This window comes from Aliidiomarina soli (genome assembly GCF_003986975.1).
Classification (GTDB): Bacteria; Pseudomonadota; Gammaproteobacteria; order Enterobacterales; family Alteromonadaceae; genus Aliidiomarina; species Aliidiomarina soli.
Map to the genome: position 1 here is coordinate 76730 of NZ_PIPO01000004.1, position 22058 is coordinate 98787.

At 52.9% G+C, this 22058-nt stretch carries 19 protein-coding genes; 15 read left to right on the top strand and 4 right to left on the bottom strand.

Annotated elements, in window-relative coordinates; genetic code table 11:
• Positions 1–1344 (top strand): ATP-dependent protease ATPase subunit HslU, encoded by a 1344-nt coding sequence (gene hslU / locus CWE14_RS09480; RefSeq protein ID WP_126799162.1) that lies wholly within the window; start codon positions 1–3, stop codon positions 1342–1344.
• Between the two features lie 22 nt (positions 1345–1366).
• On the opposite strand, the gene CWE14_RS09485 is transcribed toward hslU, so the two are convergent.
• Entirely contained in the window at positions 1367–3430 is a 2064-nt protein-coding gene (locus tag CWE14_RS09485) for a putative bifunctional diguanylate cyclase/phosphodiesterase (RefSeq protein ID WP_126799163.1), read from the bottom strand.
• A gap of 157 nt (positions 3431–3587) precedes the next feature.
• On the opposite strand from CWE14_RS09485, the gene rraA reads away from it, so the two are divergent.
• Positions 3588–4073 carry a ribonuclease E activity regulator RraA gene (gene rraA, locus CWE14_RS09490; protein WP_126799164.1) on the top strand — a complete coding sequence of 162 codons (486 nt, stop codon included), beginning with the start codon at positions 3588–3590 and terminating at the stop codon, positions 4071–4073.
• Positions 4074–4084: 11 nt separating this feature from the next.
• Positions 4085–5128 carry a formimidoylglutamase gene (locus tag CWE14_RS09495; RefSeq protein WP_126799165.1) on the top strand — a complete coding sequence of 348 codons (1044 nt, stop codon included), beginning with the start codon at positions 4085–4087 and terminating at the stop codon, positions 5126–5128.
• On the opposite strand, the gene hutI is transcribed toward CWE14_RS09495, so the two are convergent.
• Positions 5085–6326, bottom strand: coding sequence for an imidazolonepropionase (hutI, locus tag CWE14_RS09500; protein WP_126799166.1), 1242 nt, complete (start codon positions 6324–6326; stop codon positions 5085–5087). The genes CWE14_RS09495 and hutI overlap by 44 nt on opposite strands.
• A gap of 91 nt (positions 6327–6417) precedes the next feature.
• Here hutI and hutC point away from each other — a divergent pair, with 91 nt between their 5' ends.
• The 3 genes from hutC to hutH are packed head-to-tail and all read left to right on the top strand — an operon-like array spanning position 6418 to position 10407.
• Positions 6418–7149: a histidine utilization repressor gene (gene hutC, locus CWE14_RS09505; protein ID WP_126789464.1), complete on the top strand. Its 732-nt coding sequence runs from the start codon at positions 6418–6420 to the stop codon at positions 7147–7149.
• 27 nt (positions 7150–7176) lie between these two features.
• Positions 7177–8859 carry a urocanate hydratase gene (hutU, locus tag CWE14_RS09510; RefSeq protein WP_126799167.1) on the top strand — a complete coding sequence of 561 codons (1683 nt, stop codon included), beginning with the start codon at positions 7177–7179 and terminating at the stop codon, positions 8857–8859.
• 6 nt (positions 8860–8865) lie between these two features.
• Positions 8866–10407 carry a histidine ammonia-lyase gene (gene hutH / locus CWE14_RS09515; RefSeq protein WP_126799168.1) on the top strand — a complete coding sequence of 514 codons (1542 nt, stop codon included), beginning with the start codon at positions 8866–8868 and terminating at the stop codon, positions 10405–10407.
• Here the strand turns inward: hutH and CWE14_RS09520 are convergent.
• Positions 10404–11309, bottom strand: a complete 906-nt coding sequence (locus tag CWE14_RS09520) for a bifunctional GNAT family N-acetyltransferase/hotdog fold thioesterase (RefSeq protein WP_126799169.1) — start codon at positions 11307–11309, stop codon at positions 10404–10406. The genes hutH and CWE14_RS09520 overlap by 4 nt on opposite strands.
• A gap of 71 nt (positions 11310–11380) precedes the next feature.
• On the opposite strand from CWE14_RS09520, the gene CWE14_RS09525 reads away from it, so the two are divergent.
• The 9 genes from CWE14_RS09525 to trhA all read left to right on the top strand — a co-directional run bounded on the left by CWE14_RS09525 (position 11381) and on the right by trhA (position 20050).
• Positions 11381–12070, top strand: coding sequence for a spermidine synthase (locus CWE14_RS09525; protein ID WP_126799170.1), 690 nt, complete (start codon positions 11381–11383; stop codon positions 12068–12070).
• Between the two features lie 8 nt (positions 12071–12078).
• The gene (locus tag CWE14_RS09530) at positions 12079–13056 is read left to right on the top strand and encodes a virulence factor BrkB family protein (RefSeq protein WP_126799171.1); all 978 of its coding nucleotides are present in this window, start codon (positions 12079–12081) and stop codon (positions 13054–13056) included.
• Between the two features lie 2 nt (positions 13057–13058).
• Positions 13059–13499: a D-aminoacyl-tRNA deacylase gene (gene dtd / locus CWE14_RS09535; RefSeq protein WP_126799172.1), complete on the top strand. Its 441-nt coding sequence runs from the start codon at positions 13059–13061 to the stop codon at positions 13497–13499.
• 68 nt (positions 13500–13567) lie between these two features.
• Positions 13568–14278 (top strand): SDR family NAD(P)-dependent oxidoreductase, encoded by a 711-nt coding sequence (locus tag CWE14_RS09540; protein WP_157981808.1) that lies wholly within the window; start codon positions 13568–13570, stop codon positions 14276–14278.
• 69 nt (positions 14279–14347) lie between these two features.
• Complete coding sequence (locus CWE14_RS09545) at positions 14348–14602, top strand: YqaE/Pmp3 family membrane protein (protein WP_126799174.1); 255 nt, start codon at positions 14348–14350, stop codon at positions 14600–14602.
• 100 nt (positions 14603–14702) lie between these two features.
• Positions 14703–15833, top strand: coding sequence for an efflux RND transporter periplasmic adaptor subunit (locus CWE14_RS09550; protein ID WP_126799175.1), 1131 nt, complete (start codon positions 14703–14705; stop codon positions 15831–15833).
• Positions 15830–18952: an efflux RND transporter permease subunit gene (locus CWE14_RS09555; RefSeq protein ID WP_126799176.1), complete on the top strand. Its 3123-nt coding sequence runs from the start codon at positions 15830–15832 to the stop codon at positions 18950–18952. The genes CWE14_RS09550 and CWE14_RS09555 overlap by 4 nt, the downstream gene beginning before the upstream one ends.
• A 108-nt stretch (positions 18953–19060) precedes the next feature.
• The gene (locus CWE14_RS09560; protein ID WP_126789475.1) at positions 19061–19321 is read left to right on the top strand and encodes a DUF3081 family protein; all 261 of its coding nucleotides are present in this window, start codon (positions 19061–19063) and stop codon (positions 19319–19321) included.
• A gap of 81 nt (positions 19322–19402) precedes the next feature.
• On the top strand, positions 19403–20050 hold the full coding sequence (gene trhA / locus CWE14_RS09565) for a PAQR family membrane homeostasis protein TrhA (RefSeq protein WP_126789476.1): 648 nt from the start codon (positions 19403–19405) through the stop codon (positions 20048–20050).
• Between the two features lie 80 nt (positions 20051–20130).
• On the opposite strand, the gene typA is transcribed toward trhA, so the two are convergent.
• On the bottom strand, positions 20131–21972 hold the full coding sequence (gene typA, locus CWE14_RS09570) for a translational GTPase TypA (RefSeq protein WP_126799177.1): 1842 nt from the start codon (positions 21970–21972) through the stop codon (positions 20131–20133).
• Between the last annotated feature and the right edge of the window lie 86 nt (positions 21973–22058).

The window sequence follows — 22058 nt, forward strand, 5'->3', positions numbered from 1 at the left end:
ATGTCGAATATGACACCCCGTGAAATAGTTGATGAACTGAACCGATTTATTATTGGCCAGGACGATGCCAAGCGCGCCGTGTCAGTAGCGCTGCGTAACCGCTGGCGCCGGATGCAGCTGGGCGATGATTTGCGTCAGGAAGTCACGCCGAAGAATATTCTGATGATTGGCCCGACTGGTGTGGGTAAAACTGAAATCGCGCGACGCCTGGCGAAACTTGCCAACGCCCCCTTTATTAAGGTTGAAGCGACCAAGTTTACCGAAGTGGGTTATGTCGGTAAGGAAATAGACTCGATTATTCGTGATCTAACCGACACTGCGATTAAGCAGGTGCGAGAGCAGGAAATGGGCCGTGTTCGTCATCGCGCAGAAGACGCTGCCGAAGAGCGCATTCTCGATGCGCTGTTACCTAAGGCACGGCAGAATACCTGGGGCGAAGACGAGGAAGAAGCGCCGAAGGAAGACACTGGCACCCGCCAGGCATTTCGCAAGAAGTTGCGTGAAGGTCAGCTCGACGATAAAGAAATCGAAATCGATCTAGCTATGCCGCAGATGGGGGTCGAGATTATGGCCCCTCCGGGGATGGAAGAAATGACCTCCCAGTTGCAGAACATGTTCCAGAACATGTCCGGCGGCAAGACCAAGAAGCGCAAAGTTAAGATTAAAGATGCCTTTAAACAGCTGGTCGAAGAAGAGGCCGCCAAAATGGTCAATCCGGAAGAGCTGAAAGAAAAGGCAATTGAGTCAGTCGAGCAGAACGGTATCGTCTTTCTCGATGAGGTGGATAAAATTTGTAAGCGTGGTGACAGCGGCAGTGGGCCGGATGTGTCCCGTGAAGGCGTTCAGCGCGACTTACTACCTTTGGTCGAAGGCACCACCGTCAATACCAAACACGGCATGGTAAAAACGGATCATATTTTGTTTATTGCTTCCGGCGCGTTCCAGATGTCGAAACCTTCGGATCTGATCCCTGAATTGCAGGGCCGTTTACCTATCCGGGTTGAGTTAAAGGCGCTGACCACGGGTGACTTTGTACGCATTCTGACAGAGCCAAGAGCATCACTGACGATGCAGTATCAGGCTTTGATGCAAACTGAAGGGGTGTCGATTGAATTCACTCCTGAGGGTATCGAACGAATTGCTCAGATCGCCTGGCAGGTTAACGAGAAAACCGAGAACATTGGGGCCAGACGCCTGCATACGGTGCTTGAGCACCTGATGGAAGAAGTCTCCTTTAAGGCCAGCGAAATGAGTGGCGAGAAAGTGGTTATTGATACTGACTACGTTAATAAGTCGCTTGATGAGCTTGCTGATAACGAAGATCTGAGTCGCTTTATCCTCTAATTTACGAGGGTGGGCAGACTTTCTAAATGGCGCCAGTTGGCGCCATTTTTTCGTTAGCGGACTGAGTTTTCCAGTGCGACTGGAGCATTTCCAGCGCCATTTTTAAGTTGATTGGTGGGCTCAAATGGTAGCCCTGCATTTGGTCGCATTGCATCTGGCTAAGCAGTTCGAGCTGCGCTGCGCTTTCCACGCCTTCGGCCACAACCCGCTTCTTCAAACCATGACTGAGTTCGATCAGGGTTCTGACAATATTGCCACCCGAGTCCTGGTGCTCACCAAGTAACTCGTTAATGAAACTGCGGTCAATTTTTATTTTGTCGACCGGTAAGCGGCGCAGATAAGCAAGTGATGAATAACCGGTGCCGAAGTCGTCGATGGAAACCCTGATCCCCAGTTCCTGCAATTGCTGCAACACGTTGAGCCCGGCCTGAAGGTCGGTCATAGCGACGTTTTCAGTAATTTCCAGTTCAATGTCGCTGTAATTCAGCTGATAACGACGAAACAGGGATTTGAGTTTAATCACCAGCTCAGGGTTCTGAAAATGGCGAGCACTGATATTCACCGCCACCGGCAATACTTCATTGCCCAGGGCCCGCCACCGCGAGAGTAGCTGCGCGCAGTGTTCTAAAACCCAGTCATCGAGGCGGGTGGCCAGGCCCAGCTCTTCAATAAAGGGTAAAAACTGGCTCGGAGCGATGAGACCACGCTGCGGATGCTGCCAGCGAACCAGTGCTTCAAAACTGGATAACAGGCTGCCGCTGTTATTGAAAAGCGGTTGCAGATGCAAGGTGAATTCGTTGTTGGCAAATGCCTGTTTTAGTTCCGGCTCAATATCAATCAGGCGGATGTAACTGTCATCCATGCCGCGGCGGTAAAAGACCACGGGTTTGGTGTCGCTTTGCTTGGACTGGGCCAGCGCCATATTGGCCTTGCTTAGCAGGGTATCAGCATGCACCCCGTTTTGCGGATAACGTGCAATACCAACACCACAACTTAAAGTGACTGCGCGTTTGTCGATCTGCATAGGCGCTTGAACGTGGCGCTGAATTTGTGCGCCAAGCCCTTCAATCAGGCTGCGTCGCTTAAGGTGGTCGAAGAGGATCACAAACACATCACCGCTCATCCGGGCGATGGCAAGGGGTCGTGGGGTAATGCCCTGCAGGCGTTGACTCACTTCGATCAGTGCACGGTCACCGCCGCGGATACCGAGCGTGTCGTTAATGGCTTTAAAGCGGTTAATACCGACCAGGAAGATACTTAAATGACGACCATTGCTGCGACTGGCATCAATGAAAGACGGCATTTTACTCATTAGTTCTTCGCGATTTTCGATGCCGGTCAGTGCGTCGTGGGTGTTGAGGTATTCGGCCTGCTGTAAGGCTGAGAGTGTGCGCGTTCGTTCAGCTTCGAGTAACCAGATAATGATACCCACTGCAGCAGCAGCGATGCAGGCCAGATTAAAAACCCCCTGCAACGCCCAGAGCGCACTACTGATACTGAAGTCGGCGCTGAACAGACTGATTTGAACCAGCGTCAGGTTCTTAACCCCAATTAGAGCAAAGGCGGCGGCAATCAGGCGAGGTCCTATTGACGCCGGGGCCTGGGTATAAATCAGCATACCGATGCTCAGCAATGCCACACCACTGACTAAGAACATCATGGTGTCACGAAGAAACCACACCCAGGTAGTCTCTGCGCTGAACACCGCAGGCAGCATAAGCAGCCCGGCAAGGAGAATGCTGGTGAGGTAAAAATAACGGCGTTTGCGTGTCGCCGGCGGACGCTCGTGAACGATGTCAAAGACCCCAATAGCCAATAAACTTAAGGCCACATAGAGTGACGCCAGTTGGGCGAGGATAAAATAAGGGGTGAGTGCGGCGGCAACGTTAGCATTGTCCAGAGCACCCATGCGCACCAAGGCAAAACAGGTACTGGCACTGTAGTAGAACGAGGCATAGGACCAGAACCGCAGGTAACTGCGGTGATAGTGCCTGTAATAGTGACGCAACAAGAGACCAAAGCCAAGCAGCAAAACTGCTTGGGCCGAGTAACTGACAGTTGCCATAGCCAGGTTCTGAAACATCATAGAGTCTTTGGTTGTTATTTTTTTGTATACCCTGACTGTACAGAGGTTTCGCCAGTAAAATCAACCAACATCTTTAATTCGGTGGATGGGTTTATATCTGCTTCCTATAGGGTTTATACTGAGGGCCTTCCTCCTTGTGCATTAGGTAGCCATTACTATGGAATACAATACTTCAGAACTTTGTGACTTATACGCTGACGCAGTCGATGTTGTTGAACCCATGTTTGTTAACTATGGTGGTCGCTCTTCGTTTGGCGGGCAAATCGTCACCATTAAGTGTTATGAAGATAAAGGGCTTATCGAATCCACGTTACAGGAAAACGGCCTCGGTAAAGTGCTTTTGGTTGATGGCGGTGGTTCACTGCGCCGTGCGCTGATTGATATCGGCATTGCTGAACTGGCACTGGAGAACGACTGGGAAGGTATTATTTGTTATGGCTGTGTACGCGACGTAGATGCTATTGAAGATCTTGATATTGGCGTCCAGGCAATTGCTTCAATTCCGGTGGGGGCCCCGGCAGAGGGAACAGGAGAAAGCGACCTTCCGGTTAACTTTGGTGGTGTAACTTTCTTACCGGAAGATCACATCTACGCCGACACCACAGGGGTTATTTTGTCTCCTGAGCCACTCGATCTCGAGTAATCGGGTGCGACATGGCTGAGTACCTTCGGCGCACTAACCCGCAACCCTTCGTTAAAACACGCGAGCAGGAGACCAAAATTGGTCAGGCTATCGCCTGCCTGCGTGAAGGCGATGACTTCGGCGACCTGTTGACCAGCCACCTTGCAGATGGTTGCAAAGTGGCGTTGCTCGGCGTGCCTGAGTCGATTGGGCCGCGGGCTAACTGCGGTCGGGGTGGCTCTGAAGGGGGCTGGCAGGCATTTTTAACTTCCTTTTTGAACTTGCAGGCGACTCCCGCCATGCCGGTGCATGAACTACTGTTGCTCGGCCATGTTGATTGCGATGATTTGATGGCCGAGGCGGCCGATCTGGATGCCGCCGACGCACAGGATCTGAATCGTTTGCGTGAACTCTGTGCGCAGGTTGACCAGCGTGTGCTGCAGGTTCTGCGGCCATTGTTTGACGCCGGCTATGAAGTGATCTTAATTGGTGGTGGGCACAACAATGCCTACCCACTACTAACTGCCTTGTATGAAAGCCAAAAGCAGCGTTGCGGCAGCGTAAATCTGGATCCGCACGCTGATTTTCGCCCCCGTGAAGGACGTCATAGTGGCAATGGCTTTAGCTATGCCTACATGGAAGGGGCATTGTCGAATTATCATGTGGTATCTCTGCATGAAGGAAAGAACTCTGCGACCAGCCTTAAGCAAATGGCGGATGCAGGTTTTAGCTACCACAGCATTCATCGTCTTTATGATATGCAGTTTGTCGACGCACTTGAAGAGGTCAGCGCCCTGGCGAAAAGCTGGGATCAGCCGACCGGTATTGAAGTCGATGTCGATGCTATTATGCAGGCCCCAGCCAGCGCCCTGAACTACACAGGTGTCAGCATGGCGCAGGGCTATCGCTTTGTCTCTCGCCTTGCCAGCCTGCCCCAGGTTCACTACGTCCACCTTGCTGAAGCCGCACCAGCGCGGCATCCGGCGGGGCAAGAGGCTGGCTTAATGGCAAGTGGTCAGTTACTGACTGAGCTTACCCTGGCGTACTTGTTTGGTCGTGAACAGCGCGGCCTTTAAACCACCGCTGACGCAATGGGTTAACACCAAACTGGTAACATAGCTCTGCAGGCTCAGCGACATTCCACAATACCAGGTTGGCCTGCTTACCTGCCTGCAACACCCCACTTTCGTTTTGTCCTAACGCCTTGGCTGCGTGACAGGTCATGCCGGCTAAGGCTTCTTCAGGGGTCAGGCGGAAAATTGTCGACGCCATGTGCAACATCAGCTGAGCGTTATGAATCGGCGACGAGCCGGGGTTGGCATCCGTAGCAATTGCAATCGGCACGCCGGCTGCACGCAAGGCATCGATCGGCGGGTACTTGGTTTCACGTAAGAAGTAAAACGCACCGGGTAATAACACAGCGACCGTACCGGCTTGCTTCATCGCAGCGATACCCTGCTCCGACAGGTATTCAAGGTGGTCGGCGGAAAGCCCTTGGTAGTCAGCCACCAGCGCTGCGCCGTCTTGATCACTGAGCTGCTCGGCATGCAGCTTGACCGGCAGGTTAAAGCCTTGTGCCGCTTTAAATACACGCTCGGTTTGCGCTCTGGAAAAACCAATTCGTTCGCAAAACACATCCACTGCATCGACCAGACCTTCGGCGACCGCCTGTGGCAGCATCTGTTCACAAATATGCTCAATGTAGCCGTCACTGTTGTCTTTGTACTCGTCCGGTAACGCATGCGCGGCGAGGAAGGTGGTATGCACGTTAATCGGCAGTGTCGCGGCCAAACGCCGCGCGACCCGTAGCTGTTTAAGCTCGGTTTCCGTATCAAGGCCATAACCAGACTTGATCTCCAGCTCCGTCACCCCCTGTTCAATTAATGCTGCGGCGCGCACGGCGGCTAACTGATACAGCTCATCTTCGCTGGCGGCGCGGGTGGCACGGACGGTCGACAAGATGCCTCCCCCGGCGTTAGCGATCTCTTCGTAACTGGCACCATGCAAGCGCATCGAAAACTCATTGGCGCGTGAACCGCCCCATACCAGGTGGGTATGGCAGTCAATCAGACCGGGGCTCAATACTCCGCCCTGACCATCCACTTTCGTAGCGTCTGCAGGTTGCTGCGGGAGCTCGTCCTGCGGACCGCACCAAAGAATCTGTTCGCCCTCAATGACCAGCGCGCCGTTCTCTACCAGACCGAAACCGGCTGAACGGTCAGCTGCCTGCTGCATGGTGGCCAGGGTCACGTTGTGAATAACTGTGCGCGGCATAATGTCTCCTAATTTGCTTTTCCTGCATCGTTGCTACATGCTATTGTATATACAACATCAAGACAAGTTTGTTTGCCAGGGTAAAGAACCGATGAAATATGATCATATTAAACAAGCTGTGTATCGCAAGATTGAATCGGGTGAATGGCCGGAACATCACCCTGTCAGTTCAGAAAACCAGCTAGCTAAAGAGTTCCAGGTGAGCCGGATGACGGCGCGCCGGGCACTGCAGGAATTATCCGATGAAGGGCTGGTGGTTCGGACCCGTGGCGCCGGTACCTTTGTCGCCCCGCTGAAGTCCCAGTCGGCCTTGCTGACCATTCGTAACATTGCTGATGAGATCCGTTTGCGTAAACACCGTCACCATGCGGTGGTCCGCTTGTTGGAAGAGGTTGATGCGGAACCAGGCTTAGCCACACTTTTCGGTCTGCAGCAGGGCGCTAAAGTCTGGCATTCGGTGATCACCCATTTTGAAAATGGTCATGCGGTGCAGGTTGAAGACCGCCATATAAATCCAGCGTTGGTGCCCCACTACCTTGAGCAGGACTTTACCCTGCGTACGCCGCATGAGTATTTGTGTGAAGTGACCCCGTTAACTGAGGCCAGCCACCAGATTGAAGCGGTGTCGCCGACCAGTATGCAGCAGCAATGGCTGGATCTGGATCAGGCAGAACCCTGTTTACAAATTCAGCGGCGCACCTGGGCGCGCGAAGGCATGGTCAGTCAGGCCGTGCTCACCCACCCAGGCAGCCGTTTCCGCTTAGGCGGACATATGACCTTTTCTCAGAAAGCCAAAGTGCTGAAAACACAAACAAAAAAGTAAGCGGAGCTAACCGCAGCAGGAGTAACCATGAAAGATTCCCGTTTTGACCCCACGCGTGTGGTACGAGCGCCGCGCGGATCTGAAAAAACCGCGAAAAGCTGGCTGACTGAAGCCGCCAAACGGATGTTAATGAATAACCTCGACCCAGAGGTTGCTGAGCATCCGCAAGGTCTTGTGGTGTACGGCGGTATTGGTCGTGCAGCCCGCGACTGGCAGTGTTTTGATACCATTGTTGAAGTGCTGGATCGGCTTGAAGACGATGAGTCGTTACTGGTGCAAAGCGGCAAACCAGTGGGTGTTTTCAAAACCCATACAGACGCGCCACGGGTGCTTATTGCCAACTCGAACCTGGTGCCGAACTGGGCGAACTGGGACCACTTTAACGAACTGGATAAAAAAGGTTTGATGATGTACGGCCAGATGACCGCTGGTTCGTGGATCTATATTGGGTCTCAGGGCATTGTGCAGGGCACCTACGAGACCTTTGGCGCGGTAGCGCGGCAGCATTTTAATGGAGAAGCTGCAGGTAAGTGGGTACTTACTGGTGGGCTTGGTGGTATGGGTGGCGCGCAGCCACTAGCTGCGACCATGGCAGGTTTTTCGATGCTCGCCTGTGATGTCGATGAGAGCCGTATCGATTTTCGTCTGCGGACCCGCTATGTCGATGTCAAAGCGACGGATCTGGACGATGCACTGGCCAAGCTGGAGCAGGCAAAAACAGACGGCAAGGCGATTTCAGTCGGTCTGGTCGCGAATGCTGCAGATGTTTACGATGAACTGGTGCAGCGCAGTGTGACGCCGGATGTAGTGACCGATCAGACCTCAGCTCATGACCCGCTGAATGGTTACCTGCCGCAAGGCTGGACCATGCAGGAGGCGGTGGATAAGCGCGAAAGCGACCCCGCTGCTGTGGTATCAGCTGCTAAACAATCGATGGCGGTGCAGGTTAAAGCGATGCTGACCATGCAGGATCGCGGCGCCGCGGTACTTGATTACGGCAACAATATCCGCCAGATGGCGAAAGACGAAGGGGTTGAAAATGCGTTCGACTTCCCCGGCTTCGTACCCGCCTATATTCGCCCGCTGTTTTGTGAAGGTATTGGTCCCTTCCGCTGGGTAGCGCTGTCAGGTGACCCGGAAGATATTTACAAAACCGATGCCAAAGTGAAAGAGCTTATCCCCGACGATGCTCATTTGCATAACTGGCTGGACATGGCCAGAGAGCGTATTGCGTTTCAGGGCCTGCCGTCACGGATTTGCTGGATCGGCTTAAAAGACCGGGCGCGTATCGCGCGGGCCTTTAACGACATGGTTAAGAGCGGCGAGTTGAAAGCACCGGTGGTGATTGGCCGTGACCATCTCGACTCCGGCTCAGTAGCCAGCCCGAACCGCGAAACTGAAGCCATGCTCGATGGCTCTGATGCGGTATCTGACTGGCCATTATTGAATGCGTTATTAAGTACCGCCGGGGGCGCCACTTGGGTCAGCCTGCACCATGGTGGTGGTGTCGGCATGGGCTATTCCCAGCATGCCGGAGTGGTGATTGTTGCCGATGGCAGCGATGAAGCGGACGCCCGTCTGGCGCGGGTGTTATGGAATGACCCAGCGACCGGCGTTATGCGCCACGCCGACGCCGGCTACGATATTGCGAAGCGCTGCGCAGACGAGCAGGGCCTGGATTTACCAATGCTGAATAAAGACAAAGAGTAAGCAATCATGATTAAATTTGAATTACAGCCTGGTGCGCTGACCTTAAGTCAGTTACGTCAGTTTGACCGCGAGGCGGTCACCTTAACCCTCAATAATGAAACACGCACCAGCATTCAGCAATCGGCAGAAACGGTTGCCCGGGTGCTGGCCGAAGGGCGCGTGGTATACGGCATCAATACAGGCTTCGGATTGCTGGCGAATACCCGGATTAAACCGGAAGAGCTAACTGAACTGCAGCGCAAGATTGTGCTTTCGCATGCCGCGGGTGTCGGCAATTTTATGAAAGATGCCGTGGTGCGTCTGATGCTGGTGCTAAAAATCAACTCGCTGGCGCGTGGGTATTCCGGTGTGCGACTGCAGGTGATGGATGCGCTGAGTGCTTTGCTTGAGCATGAGGTCTACCCCTGTATTCCGGAAAAAGGCTCGGTCGGCGCAAGTGGCGATCTGGCACCCCTGGCGCATCTGGTACTGCCGTTATTAGGTGAAGGCAAGGTGCGTTATAAAGGTGAAGTGATGAGCTCCGCCGAAGGCCTGAAGCACGCCGGACTTGAGCCGATGGAGCTGGCGCCGAAAGAAGGTCTGGCCTTACTCAATGGGACTCAGGCGTCGACCGCTCTGGCTTTACACAGTCTGTTTGCAATTGAAGACATTTTCAACGCCGCTGTGTTAACCGGTGCAATGAGTGTCGAAGCTGCGCTGGGTTCGCGTACTCCGTTTGACCCGCGGATTCATGCGGTGCGAGGTCAGAACGGACAAATTAAGGTCGCGGCCGCGTTGCGCCAGATCCTCACTGAAGAGAGTGAGATTGGTTCGTCGCATGAGAACTGCGGCAAGGTTCAAGACCCCTATTCATTGCGCTGTCAGCCGCAGGTTATGGGCGCTATTTACGACCAGCTTTGCTTTAATGCCAGTGTACTGGAGTGCGAAGCAAACGGAGTCACCGATAACCCGCTGGTGTTTGCCGATGACAACGATATTCTGTCGGGCGGTAATTTCCACGCTGAACCCGTGGCGCTGGCTGCGGATGCCCTGGCGATTGCCTGCAGTGAAATTGGTAGTCTGTCGGAGCGCCGGATGGCGCTACTGATCGACCAAAACCTGAGTAATCTACCGCCATTTCTGGTTGAAAACGGTGGGGTCAATTCAGGATTTATGCTGGCCCAGGTAACTGCCGCCGCGCTGGCGTCTGAGAACAAAAGTCTGGCGCACCCGGCATCAGTAGATAGCTTACCGACCAGTGCGAACCAGGAAGATCATGTGTCGATGGCGACCTTTGCCGCACGTCGATTGCAGGATATTGCCGGCAACACTGCGCACATTCTGGCGGTTGAATTATTAGCGGCAGCGCAGGGGGTCGACTTCCGTCGTCCGTTAACCTCGTCACCGCTGCTAGAGAAAGTGCATGCGACCGTTCGCCGCGAAGTTAGTTTTTATAGCGAAGATCGTTACTTTTCGCCGGATATTGAAGCGATTGGTCGCTTAGTCTTAAGTGGTGAGCTAAGTTCGTACATTAGCATGGGCCCCAGCTTCGGGCAGGCGACCGCTTAATCGCGCGGCGCCATCACCACATAACGGCCATTAAAATAAGCCACGGGGGTGTCATTGTCGTAGACAGTGACATCCACGTTTATATGCGCGTTCTTTCCCTGCTTAAGCAATTGCATGTTGCCATGCATGTCGTCCAGTTCGACCACCGCACGGGGTTCTTCCGCCAGTGGTTTAAGATATTTGATTGAGCCTTCCGCCAGTACCACGCCACCTTGCAGCGCTTTTTCCTGCAGTTGCAGCTGAACCATGCCCCAGCCGGTTAACGTTGCTAACGAATAAATGCTGCCAGCGAACATGGTGTCATGCACATTGATATTGCGTGCCAGTAACGCCCGGCATTCAAATTCACGACCCGTGTACTGGAAAATACGAATGCCCATGGCATCACTGATCGGGATCCGCTGCTGCCAGGTTTGCTGCAGTTCGTGGCACCATTGCGGTCGGTAAATAATATGATTGGTCGCATCAATGTATTTAACCAGCTGATGCTCCGCCATCGGGTTTTGCAGCGTGTCCGCTTCTTCTTTTAGTTCATAACCGCATTTGAGGTAAAAGCCCAGGGTGGTATCGCGTGAATTAATAATGACCCGCGCCGCCCCCTGGTCACGTGCGCGCAGCTCCAGGTGCTGAATAATACGAACGCCGTGCCCCTCGCCCTGAATATCCGGTTTGACTGCCATAAAGCGGATTTGCGCTTCTTCCGGGCTGTTAAAATGAAGACGGCCGATGCCAATGGGGGCTTTATCGGCGTCCAGCAGCATACAATGCTCGCTGACCTGGTCATATTCGTCCTGCTCAGAACCACGCGGACGCTTAAACGGCTGGCGCAATATTTCCCAGCGTAACTGAAAATACTGCTCCAGTTCCTGGGGGGTTGAGGGGGTTATGATGGTGTAACGCATAGCTTCCTGATCGCAGATGAATACCGTAAACTGATGCCCTGAGTTTAGTCTTATATACGGAACGTGTTTTAGTGCAGGCCGCAGATTTCGAACATGAGCTCGCGTCGACTACGCTGGTGTACCTTTCCAGGGACCCTGAGGTTAGAGTAGTGGTGCTGGAGAATCAAGTGTATCGCTTTATGCTAATGAATGGAGATATTCAAAGCGTAATGGCGTTGGCTGATCCGCAAGCTATTGTATTTCCTCACCAGCAGCGCATGCTGCAGGTCCTCGACCATCTCCCTCAAGGCGCGCGGGTGCTTGAGCTGGGCCTTGGCGGTGGCAGCGCGTTGCGCCATGTTAACTACCAGCGACCAGACTTACACTGGACCAGTGTGGAGCGTAGTGCTGAGATCATAAATCTGTACTGGGACTATTTTTCAGCGCAAAGCCTGGCTGCAGATTTCGAGTTCAATTCACGCCAGCAAGTTGTGCTGGCCGACAGCACCGTATTTCTGAATAAGCTCAGTGAGACCCGTAAGTTTGAGCTGATCCTCTGTGATGTCTATGATGTAGTACAATCAGAGGTGTTGCAAAAGTGCTTAAACCAACTTGCCGGGGGTGGCACGCTGGTTGTTAACTGGTTAGCGGGCATGCAGCCGCAAGGCGATGACAGTGAGAGTTTTTTCCGTCAGTTGCTGGCGCCAGGAACCTTTCAGCACAGCATTGATCGGGTGCCTGGTTTTGGCAATCAGATACATACCATACGCTGTCTGGACTAAGGATACCTATGACCGATTGGCAGAACGTAAAGAAACACTTCTTTGGTGGCAGTAAACATGGCGTAGAGTTCCTCAAGTCACTTATTGAGCGCTGTGTACACGATAAAGTCACGGTTACAGCCGGGCACCTGACCTATGTCACCATGCTCTCGCTGGTTCCGTTGATGGCGGTGACCGTGGCCGTAATGGCAAGTTTGCCGGCGTTTGAAGACTTACGCGACACCTTGCAGAGTGTGGTGCTGGCTAATCTGGTGCCCTCTACCAGCGAAGCGCTGGAAGAGTATATTGCGACCTTCGTTGAGAACGCCCGCCAGCTCTCCGCAATTGGTGTCTCCTTTCTGTTCATCGTCGCTATTATGCTGATGAGCAATATTGATAAATCACTCAATCGAATCTGGCGGATTACCAAAAAACGCCGTCTCATCGTATCGCTGGCGGTCTACTGGATGATTCTGACCATGGGGCCGATTCTGATTGGCCTTAGTATCGCGGCGAGTTCATATTTATTGACCTTAACCGCGGCAGCCGATGCCTATGTGCGCGGCGTCAATTCGTTGATGCTGACCTTGCTCCCACTGATTACAACCACAGTTGCATTCCTGCTGGTGTACGTTCTGGTACCGAATAAAGTGGTTAAAGCACGGCATGCAATCTGGGGTGCTTTAGTCGCCGCTGTGCTGTTCGAGTTTGGCAAGAACGGCTTTAGCCTTTATCTGCAGTACTTTCCTACCTATGAACGGGTATACGGTGCGGTGGCGACGGTACCGATTCTTATCGTGTGGATTTATCTGTCGTGGAACATTATTTTGCTTGGCGCCGAGGTCACTGCAACTGTCGAAGATTATCTGCGGGCGGATGAAGAGCTCTCAGAGGAAGAAAAAAAGGACCCGGATACAGACCATCACCATTTACTGGATCTGGATGAAGACGACATAGAAAGCAGTGAAGAAAAATCAAAAGACCGGGAAAAAGAGAGCAGGGAGTAACTATGAAAGCTCTGATTCAGCGAGTCAGCGAGGCTGGGGTTGTGGTTGATGAGCAAACCGTCGGCGCCATAGACCAGGGTTTGTTGGTGTTGCTCGGGGTAGAAAAGGCTGATGATGAAAGCAAAGCAAGGCGCCTGGCAGAGCGTGTAGCGAACTATCGGATGTTCAGTGATGCAGAAGGTAAAATGAATCTCGATGTAGGTGATATCGACGGTTCAGTGCTGGTGGTGTCACAATTTACCCTGGCGGCCGATACCCGCAAAGGGCGGCGACCGAGCTTTTCCAGCGCCGCCGAGCCAGCGCTGGCAGAGCCGCTATATGAAGTCTTTTGTCAGCGACTGACTGAACTCGGGATCCCCGTTGCCAGGGGGCAGTTCGCCGCCGACATGAAAGTCCATCTGGTGAATGACGGTCCTGTTACCTTCGAATTAAACGTCTCGTAAGCTAAATCGGACATGATTGCGTATATCCTTCTGAACATGAGTGGAACATGACTGGAAAAGGAAGGGTTATGCGGGTGATAGTGATCGGTGCTGGCGGAGGCCTGGGGCGTGCTCTGGTTAATGAGTACCTGAAGCGAGGCGCTTCAATTGAAGCAATCAGCAGGCAGGCTGAGCCGACAGACTTGCCGGCTGAAGCTCGCTGGTGGCAGGTCGAGGGTACACTGGCTGAGTATCAGCAGGTATTTTCAGCGCTCGGCGATGAGGCTATACAGCCGGATGTGGTTATTTCGGCGATTGGCTGGCTGCACCAGAACGAATGGCAGCCTGAACGACGGATTGAAGCACTGACGATGGAACAGCTGCAGGCATACTTCGAAATTAATGCCAGCTTGCCCGTATTACTATTGCAGGCACTCAAGCCATTACTCCCCAAATCCCGTCCCTGCACCGTACTTCAGCTAGGTGCCAAAGTAGGCAGCATCGGCGACAACCAGCTTGGCGGCTGGTACGGCTATCGAGCCTCGAAGGCGGCGTTGAATATGCTCTATAAAACCGCTGCTATCGAGTTCCGGCGTACGCACAAAGCGCTCTGTCTTGCAGTTGTCCACCCTGGAACCACTGACACTGGGCTGTCCCAACCGTTTCAACAACGCATCGCAGCAGGCAAGCTATACAGCGCTGAGCAAAGTGCTGAGCGAATTGCCAACGTGGCGGAAGGTCTGACAGCCGCGCAAAGCGGCGGTTTCTGGTTTTGGGATGGGAGCCCGCTGCCCTACTAGTTGCCGTCTGCTTTAAAAAGGTTCATGATTAGACCGCAGCGTATACTTAGACTTCTTTAAGGAAGCCCGATGAATTATTTTATTGCTTTAGTTCTGCCCCCGCTGGCAGTTTTTCTTGCCCGTGCAGGCCTGCAAGTCGCCTTAAGCCTGTTGTTATTCGTGCTGGCTATTTTAGCCATGGTGGGTGCCAATAGTGGTGCTTTTATGGGTGGCTACGCTGCCGGACCCGTGTTGTATGTCCTATCCGTTATCCATGCATTTGTCTTCACGCATCGCTTTTATCAGCAAAGTGCAGGTAGCAACCATCCGCACCGCGACCAGTAGAAATCTTCTGTTTCAATGTAAAGATGCCGTAAAATCAAGGGCATTGGTCGCGTTACCTCGGTAGACTGCCGCTTATATCAGAGTTTGCTAAGGAAGCACTATGACCTTGAACTACCTCATTAAATTGGCAGGTGGAGTGTTGCTATGCACCCTCAGCGCTTGTTCAGACAGCAATGCAACACCGCAGCCGGACCCGGTTAACCTGCCCCGTGTTCTGGTGATCGAAGTCGATACTGAAGACCTCCGTCTTGACCGCACATTTCCTGGCAACACCCAGGGCTCCATGGTGACCGAAGTCCGCTCGCGGGTGGAAGGTCTGCTCGAGTCCCGTGATTTTGAAGAAGGTCAGCTGGTGGAGCGCGAACAGATGATGTTCAGCGTCGAGAAAGCTCCTTATGAAGTTGAGTTACAACGGGCTCGTTCCGATTTAGCCAGTGCCGAAGCGACCTTTAACGCGGCACAACGCGACTGGCAGCGGGTTGAAAACTTATTTTCGGATGGGGCTATTAGTGGCCGTGAACGTGACCAGGCGCAATCAGCGTTCGAATTGGGAGAAGCTGAATTAACCGCAGCTCAGGCCAGCGTTCGCGACGCAGAGCTGCGCTTTAACTACACCGACGTGCGGGCACCTATCGAAGGGGTTGCCGGACGGGAGCGGGTTTCACCGGGCAATCTGATTAGCGAAGGTGAAGTGCTTGCCACCATTACTCGACTGGACCCGTTGTACGTTAATTTCTCCGTGGCTGAGAATGATATCGCGGCGCGTTATTTGCTAGCCAACACCTCTGTGGATGGCAGCATAGACGACAAACCCAGCGCTCGTCTGGTTCTGCAGGACGGCACCACGCACCCGTTGGAAGGTCACATTGACTATGTCAGTCGGGTGGTGACCAGTAGTACAGGTTCACTTGAAGTTCGCGCGGTGATCCCGAATCCGGAAATGGATTTGTTGCCGGGTCAGTTCGTCCGTGTGCAGTTACCACGGATCGATATTGCGGACGCCATCGCGGTGCCGCAGCGTGCGGTGGTTCAATCTGGTAGTCGCTCGGTGGTTTATATTGTCGATGCCAATGACAGTATTCAGGTGCGTGAGGTGATTCTTGGAGTTCGTGTCGGTAGTCGTCATTTGATTGAGCAAGGGCTGGCTGCAGGGGACAGGGTCGTGGTTGAAGGCCTTTCCATGCTGCGCCCAGGCGCCCGGGTGCAGGCAGAAAAGGTTGACGCGGAATGATTTCAAATACCTTTATCCGCCGCCCGGTCACAGCGGCGGTGTTGTCAATATTGATTGTTCTTGCCGGCCTGCTATCACTTCGTAACCTTCCTATTCAACAGTACCCGCAAATTGTTCCACCGCAGGTTGTGGTGAGCGCGACCTATTCAGGCGCGACCGCACAGGCGACTTCAGAAGCTGTCGCTGCGGCTCTCGAATTGTATATAAACGGCGTCGAAAACATGCTGTACATGACCTCATCGGCAGACGACAGTGGCGCGGTCAGTATTCGTGTTGTATTTGAAGTCGGTACGGATGTGGACCAGGCGGCGATCGATGTCGATTCGGCGGTGCAGCGGGCAATGAGCCGCTTACCGGAAGAGGTGCAGCGTGGTGGCGTTCGGATTAGTAAAGAATCCGCCGCTATCCTGAAGATTGTTGCGATTACCTCGCCGGATGGCAGCCGTGATTCGTTGTTCTTGAATAACTACGCCACCCTTACCGTGCAGGATGAATTAAGCCGCGTGAATGGGGTTGCCTCAGCCACCTTTTTTGGCTCTAAAACCTATGCGATGCGGGTCTGGCTGCGGCCGGATCAACTGGCCAACTATGGGCTGGTGCCAAGTGATGTCAGTGCTGCTATCAACGAGCAAAATGCGATGTTTGCCGCCGGTCGCTTTGGCGATGCGCCGAACCCGGAAAATCCGCAGGAACTGAGCCTGCCGATCGGCACTGAAGGCCGTTTTTCCTCGCCGGAAGACTTTGAAAATGTGATTCTACGGGCTAATCCGGATGGCTCGGTGGTACGTCTGTCGGATGTCGCCCGAATTGAACTGGGGGCGTCGAACTACAACTTCGATGCGATCCAGAATGGCGAAACCGTGGTGCCGATTGGGATAAACCTGCGCCCCGGTGCCAATGCCCTTGAAGTATCCGATGCAGTCGATGATGTGATGGAGCGAATGAGTCACAACTTCCCTGATGGGGTCGACTACAACATCGCCTTCGATACCACCGAATTCGTTAAAGTTTCTATTCAACAGGTGCTAATTACCCTAATCCAGGCGCTATTGCTGGTGGTTGGGGTTATTTATCTGTTCCTGCAGCGCTGGCGTGCCACGCTAATTCCGCTGGTCGCCATTCCGGTTGCACTGATCGGCGCCTTCGCCGGAATGTTTGTCTTTGGTTTCAGTATTAACCTGCTGACGTTACTGGCAGTGGTCCTGGCGATTGGTATTGTGGTGGATGACGCCATCGTGGTGCTGGAAAACGTCGAGCGCCTGATGCGTGAAAAAGGATTGACCCCAAAAGAGGCTGCCCATGAAGCGATGGAAGAGGTCTCCGGCCCCATAGTGACCATGGTTCTGGTGCTGGTGTCGGTGTTTATTCCGGTTGCCTTTTTGGGCGGCCTGGCTGGGGTTATGTACCAGCAGTTTGCGTTAACCATTGCAGTATCGGTGGTGTTGTCAGGTATCGTCGGTCTGACTCTGTCGCCGGCACTTTGTGCGCAGATCCTTAAGCAGGAAGAAGAACGTCCGCCGAAGTTACTACGTCACTTCAATGTGTTCTTTGACAAGGTTACGAAGCGCTATACCGATGGCGTGCGCTTTCTGCTCAAACGAACCGGGCTAGCGGTGTCTATTTTCATCGTTATGTCGGCGCTCGCCTACAGTATTTTCTCGCAGTTGCCGGGTGGTCTGGTACCGGATGAAGACCAGGGCTATATATTGGTCTCGCACCAACTTTCCGAAGGCGCGTCGCTGGAGCGTACCACCGAGTTTTCGATCGAGTGGAACGAACTGTTACGCAACGAAGAGATTGTTGACAGTGCGCTGACCTTTATTGGTTACGACATGGTCAACGGCAATACCCGGGCCAATGTTGGTGCCAGTTTCTTAACCCTGAAAGCCTGGGATGACCGTGACCTTGGCAAGGAAAGTAGCCAGCAGTTTGCACAGCATATTAACCAGCTTGGCCAGGACTACCCTGAGGCGACCATTAACGCCTTTAATCCGCCGCCCATATCCGGCATCTCGACCACCGGGGGGATTGAAGCCTATCTGGTGGTGTCGATGGAAGGCGACACCGACGAGCTGATGAATCGGGTTGAGCAATTGAGTAACTCCGCCAACCTGCGGCCGGAGTTGCAGGGCGTGCGTACCACGCTGAATCTTGATGTGCCTCGTTATATCGCCGTGGTCGACCGGGAGCGGGCGAAATCAATGGGGGTCAATATTACTGATATTTTCTCTGCAATGAGCCGTGTGTATGGTCGCTCTTACGTTAATGATTTCAATTATCTGGGCCGTGCCTGGCGGGTTTATATGAGTGCGGAATCGTCCTATCGCGCGGGCCCGGAAGACTTAGCGACGACCTTTGTACGCTCCAGTGATGGTGAGATGGTGCCACTGAATGCCATTGTCCGCCTTGACCGGACCACCGGCCCCGATACTGTGCATCGATACAATAACCGACCAGCGGCGCGAATTATTGGTGAGCCTGCTCCCGGGTACTCAACGGGTCAGGCGATCAACGCACTGCAAATGGTAGCGGATGACTTGTTTGATCCGCAGGCGGGCTATCAATTGTTCTGGACTGGGGCATCGCAACAGGAGCAAGCGAGTGGAGGTGCTGGCGCTGCGGCTTTCCTGTTTGGCATTCTGATTGTGTTCCTGCTTTTGGCGGCGCAATATGAGCGCTGGACCTTGCCGCTGGTGGTGTTAACTGCGATTCCTTTTGCCGGTTTCGGGGCGGCCCTGGCGACCTGGGTGGCCGGCATGCAGAATAATATTTACTTTCAGGTTGGGATGCTGGTGTTGATTGGTCTGGCGGCGAAGAACGCGATTCTGATTACCGAATTCGCTGTGCTCAACCGTAAACGCGGCATGAACGTCCGTGATGCCGCGCTGGAAGCCTGTCGTCAGCGTTTCCGCCCTATTCTGATGACCTCGCTGGCGTTCATTCTTGGCTCGTTGCCGCTGGCGGTCAGTTCAGGTGCCGGTGCGGCCGCACGTAACGCGGTGGGCGTCGGCGTAGTCGGTGGCATGCTATTGGCGACGTTCGTCTCGATTTTCTTTATTCCTGTTTTTTATCAGTGGATTGAGCAGCGTTTCGGCAAAGAGACAACGAACGAAAGCTAGTGTCCTGAGGATAAAAGTTCGCTTGCAAGACTATAAGCCAGGTGCCATCTTGTTGGATGGGCCTGGCTTTTTTAATGGGCCATTCTGAGAGCAGATGGGGAACAGAGTATGAAAAACGAACTGGAAACGCGGCAGATTCTGAATGTGTACGAGAAAATTGTTGAACATGGCCAACGCAACGAGCTTGGTCATCAGCTGGAAGGTATTACCGCGTTCACCGACCATGACGGCTACACGGTCTATCTTGAAGGCCATAATACCAAGCTGCAAACCGGCTTTCACAATACCTACAATCTGGATTACAGTACTCAGCGCGATGCCGATTTATTTCTAAAAAAACTAAAATACATCGATCAGGAATACAATTAAGCTAACACCTGTACGCTGAAACTTGGTAGCCTTGTGAGGCAATCTGATGAACAGCATCAACAGGTAATAAAAGGAAGCAGTATGAGTTCGGTTAAATATTCGATTGGTGAGGAAATCGCTCACTCGGTCTCACACGGCATTGGCGTCATTTTAAGTGCAGTCGGCTTAGGGTTTCTGATCTGGCTTTCCCTTGAGTATGGCAATCACTGGCATCTTATTAGCAGCATCGTTTACGGCGTCTCGCTGATACTACTGTACAGTTCGTCGACCTTGTATCACGCTATTCCCCACCCAAAGGCGAAGCGTTTCTTCCAATTGCTTGATCATTCGATGATATTTGTTCTGATCGCAGGCACCTATACCCCCTTTGCTCTGGTCAGTCTGCACGGACCCTGGGGCTGGAGTCTGTTTGGTGTGGTCTGGGGGATTGCGATAGCGGGCATTCTACTGGAGACGTTAAAGAAAGAACGCATCAAGTGGTTATCACTTAGTTTATATCTTGGTCTGGGCTGGATGGCGGTTGTGGTGATTAAGCCCATGCTGGATATGGTACCTATGGTGGGGCTACTGTTCTTGCTTGCAGGTGGTTTAAGTTATTCGCTGGGGGTGATTTTTTACGTTCGCAAACAGATGTTATATCACCATGCGGTCTGGCACCTGTTTGTCCTGGCAGGAAGCGCCTTGCACTACTGTGCCGTGCTCTTTGGCGTGATACTGGTCGACGCATAAACCAAGTTTTCGTCACTCATAAAAAAATGACCCGCCGTCAGTTATACAACTGACGGCGGGTCATTAGTTTTTATAGCGGGTTATTTACTTTCGCGGCCAGCGCGCTTGCGCTCGTTTTCGGTCAGCAACTTCTTGCGGACACGAATTGACTGCGGCGTAATTTCAACCAGCTCATCGTTGTCGATGAACTCAAGCGCCTGCTCAAGACTCAAGCGGATTGGCGGGCTAAGTACCTGCGCATCGTCCGTACCAGAGGCACGTACGTTAGTCAGCTGCTTACCTTTCAGACAGTTTACAGTGAGGTCGTTAGCGCGGTTATGAATACCGATAACCTGACCTTCGTAGACTTCGTCACCGTGACCAGAGAACAAGCGGCCACGTTCCTGCAGGTTAAATAACGAATACGTCAGTGCTTTACCCTGAGCATTTGAAATCAGTACACCGTTAACGCGCTGACCGATACGGCCACCTTTATGCGGGCCATAATGATCAAACGAGTGGTAAACCAGACCAGTGCCTGAGGTTAAGCTCATGAACTCAGTCTGGAAGCCGATCAAACCACGGCTTGGTACCTGGAAGTCGATACGTACACGACCTTTGCCGTCTGGTTGCATGTTGGTCATTTCAGCTTTACGCAGACCCAGTGCTTCCATTACCGAACCCTGATGCTGATCTTCGATATCTACAGTCAGGTTTTCGATAGGCTCAAGTTTAACGCCGTCTTCTTCTTTGACGATAACTTCAGGACGTGACACCGCAAGTTCGAAGCCTTCACGACGCATGTTCTCAATTAGAACACCCAGGTGAAGTTCACCACGGCCTGATACTTTGAATTTATCAGGGTTCGCTGTCTCTTCGACACGCAGGGCTACGTTGTGTTTCAGTTCCTGTTGCAAACGCTCGAGGATCTGACGCGAGGTAACATACTTGCCTTCTTTACCGGCAAATGGTGACGTGTTGACCTGGAACGTCATGGTCACAGTTGGCTCGTCAACCGTCAGTGGCTTCATCACTTCAGCTTCACCGAGCGCACAGACGGTATCAGAAATACGCAGTTCGCCGAGACCAGTGATGGCACAAATGTCGCCTGCACCGGCTCCGTCTGACTCAATACGGTCAAGACCCAGGTAACCAAATACTTTACCAACCTTACCGTTACGTGAGGTGCCGTCAGCGCTGACAATAGTCACTTGCTGGTTAAGCTTGATGCTGCCACGGGTTACACGGCCGATGCCGATAACACCCATGTAGCTTGAGTAATCAAGCTGCGAGATTTGCATCTGCAATGGACCATCAGCATCTGCCGCTGGTGGAGATACCTTGTCAACAATTGCCTGGAACAACTGAGTCATGTCTTCAGTTGGATTCTCCAGCTCCATTGACGCCCAACCCTGTAATGCTGATGCGTATACAATCGGGAAGTCGAGCTGTTCGTCAGTAGCACCGAGGTTATCAAACAAATCAAATACCTGGTCGACTACCCAGTCAGGACGTGCGCCTGGACGGTCAACCTTGTTGATGACAACGATCGGCTTAAGACCGTGCGAGAACGCTTTTTGGGTCACAAAACGCGTTTGCGGCATTGGGCCGTCAACCGCGTCGACCAGCAGCAGGACTGAATCTGCCATTGACAGAACGCGCTCTACTTCACCACCAAAGTCGGCGTGACCCGGGGTGTCGAGAATATTAATGTGGTAATCATGCCAGTTAATGGCGGTGTTCTTAGCTAAAATGGTGATGCCCCGCTCTTTTTCGAGGTCATTTGAATCCATTATACGCTCTACTAACTCACCACGGCTTTCCAGAGTACCAGACTGCTGGAGCAACTTATCGACCAAAGTCGTCTTGCCGTGGTCAACGTGGGCGATGATAGCGATGTTACGTAACTTACTGATTTCTTTACCGTTTACTAAATCGGTCATAAAGTACTTCTTACATTGTGCCCCTGTCAGAACATAATGGTGTTCTTAAGCAGGCGAGCGGGTGAAAAACTGGTCGCAGATTATAC

What these genes read in the sequence shown, in the direction of transcription:
- hutC (WP_126789464.1), top strand. Translation starts at nt 6,418, where the DNA reads ATGAAATATGATCATATTAAACAAGCTGTGTATCGCAAGATTGAATCG.
- hslU (WP_126799162.1), top strand. Translation starts at nt 1, where the DNA reads ATGTCGAATATGACACCCCGTGAAATAGTTGATGAACTGAACCGATTT.
- hutU (WP_126799167.1), top strand. Translation starts at nt 7,177, where the DNA reads ATGAAAGATTCCCGTTTTGACCCCACGCGTGTGGTACGAGCGCCGCGC.
- typA (WP_126799177.1), bottom strand. Translation starts at nt 21,972, where the DNA reads ATGACCGATTTAGTAAACGGTAAAGAAATCAGTAAGTTACGTAACATC.
- CWE14_RS09520 (WP_126799169.1), bottom strand. Translation starts at nt 11,309, where the DNA reads ATGCGTTACACCATCATAACCCCCTCAACCCCCCAGGAACTGGAGCAG.
- CWE14_RS09485 (WP_126799163.1), bottom strand. Translation starts at nt 3,430, where the DNA reads ATGATGTTTCAGAACCTGGCTATGGCAACTGTCAGTTACTCGGCCCAA.
- rraA (WP_126799164.1), top strand. Translation starts at nt 3,588, where the DNA reads ATGGAATACAATACTTCAGAACTTTGTGACTTATACGCTGACGCAGTC.
- hutI (WP_126799166.1), bottom strand. Translation starts at nt 6,326, where the DNA reads ATGCCGCGCACAGTTATTCACAACGTGACCCTGGCCACCATGCAGCAG.
- dtd (WP_126799172.1), top strand. Translation starts at nt 13,059, where the DNA reads ATGAAAGCTCTGATTCAGCGAGTCAGCGAGGCTGGGGTTGTGGTTGAT.
- CWE14_RS09555 (WP_126799176.1), top strand. Translation starts at nt 15,830, where the DNA reads ATGATTTCAAATACCTTTATCCGCCGCCCGGTCACAGCGGCGGTGTTG.
- trhA (WP_126789476.1), top strand. Translation starts at nt 19,403, where the DNA reads ATGAGTTCGGTTAAATATTCGATTGGTGAGGAAATCGCTCACTCGGTC.
- hutH (WP_126799168.1), top strand. Translation starts at nt 8,866, where the DNA reads ATGATTAAATTTGAATTACAGCCTGGTGCGCTGACCTTAAGTCAGTTA.
- CWE14_RS09545 (WP_126799174.1), top strand. Translation starts at nt 14,348, where the DNA reads ATGAATTATTTTATTGCTTTAGTTCTGCCCCCGCTGGCAGTTTTTCTT.
- CWE14_RS09540 (WP_157981808.1), top strand. Translation starts at nt 13,568, where the DNA reads ATGCGGGTGATAGTGATCGGTGCTGGCGGAGGCCTGGGGCGTGCTCTG.
- CWE14_RS09560 (WP_126789475.1), top strand. Translation starts at nt 19,061, where the DNA reads ATGAAAAACGAACTGGAAACGCGGCAGATTCTGAATGTGTACGAGAAA.
- CWE14_RS09530 (WP_126799171.1), top strand. Translation starts at nt 12,079, where the DNA reads ATGACCGATTGGCAGAACGTAAAGAAACACTTCTTTGGTGGCAGTAAA.
- CWE14_RS09495 (WP_126799165.1), top strand. Translation starts at nt 4,085, where the DNA reads ATGGCTGAGTACCTTCGGCGCACTAACCCGCAACCCTTCGTTAAAACA.
- CWE14_RS09550 (WP_126799175.1), top strand. Translation starts at nt 14,703, where the DNA reads ATGACCTTGAACTACCTCATTAAATTGGCAGGTGGAGTGTTGCTATGC.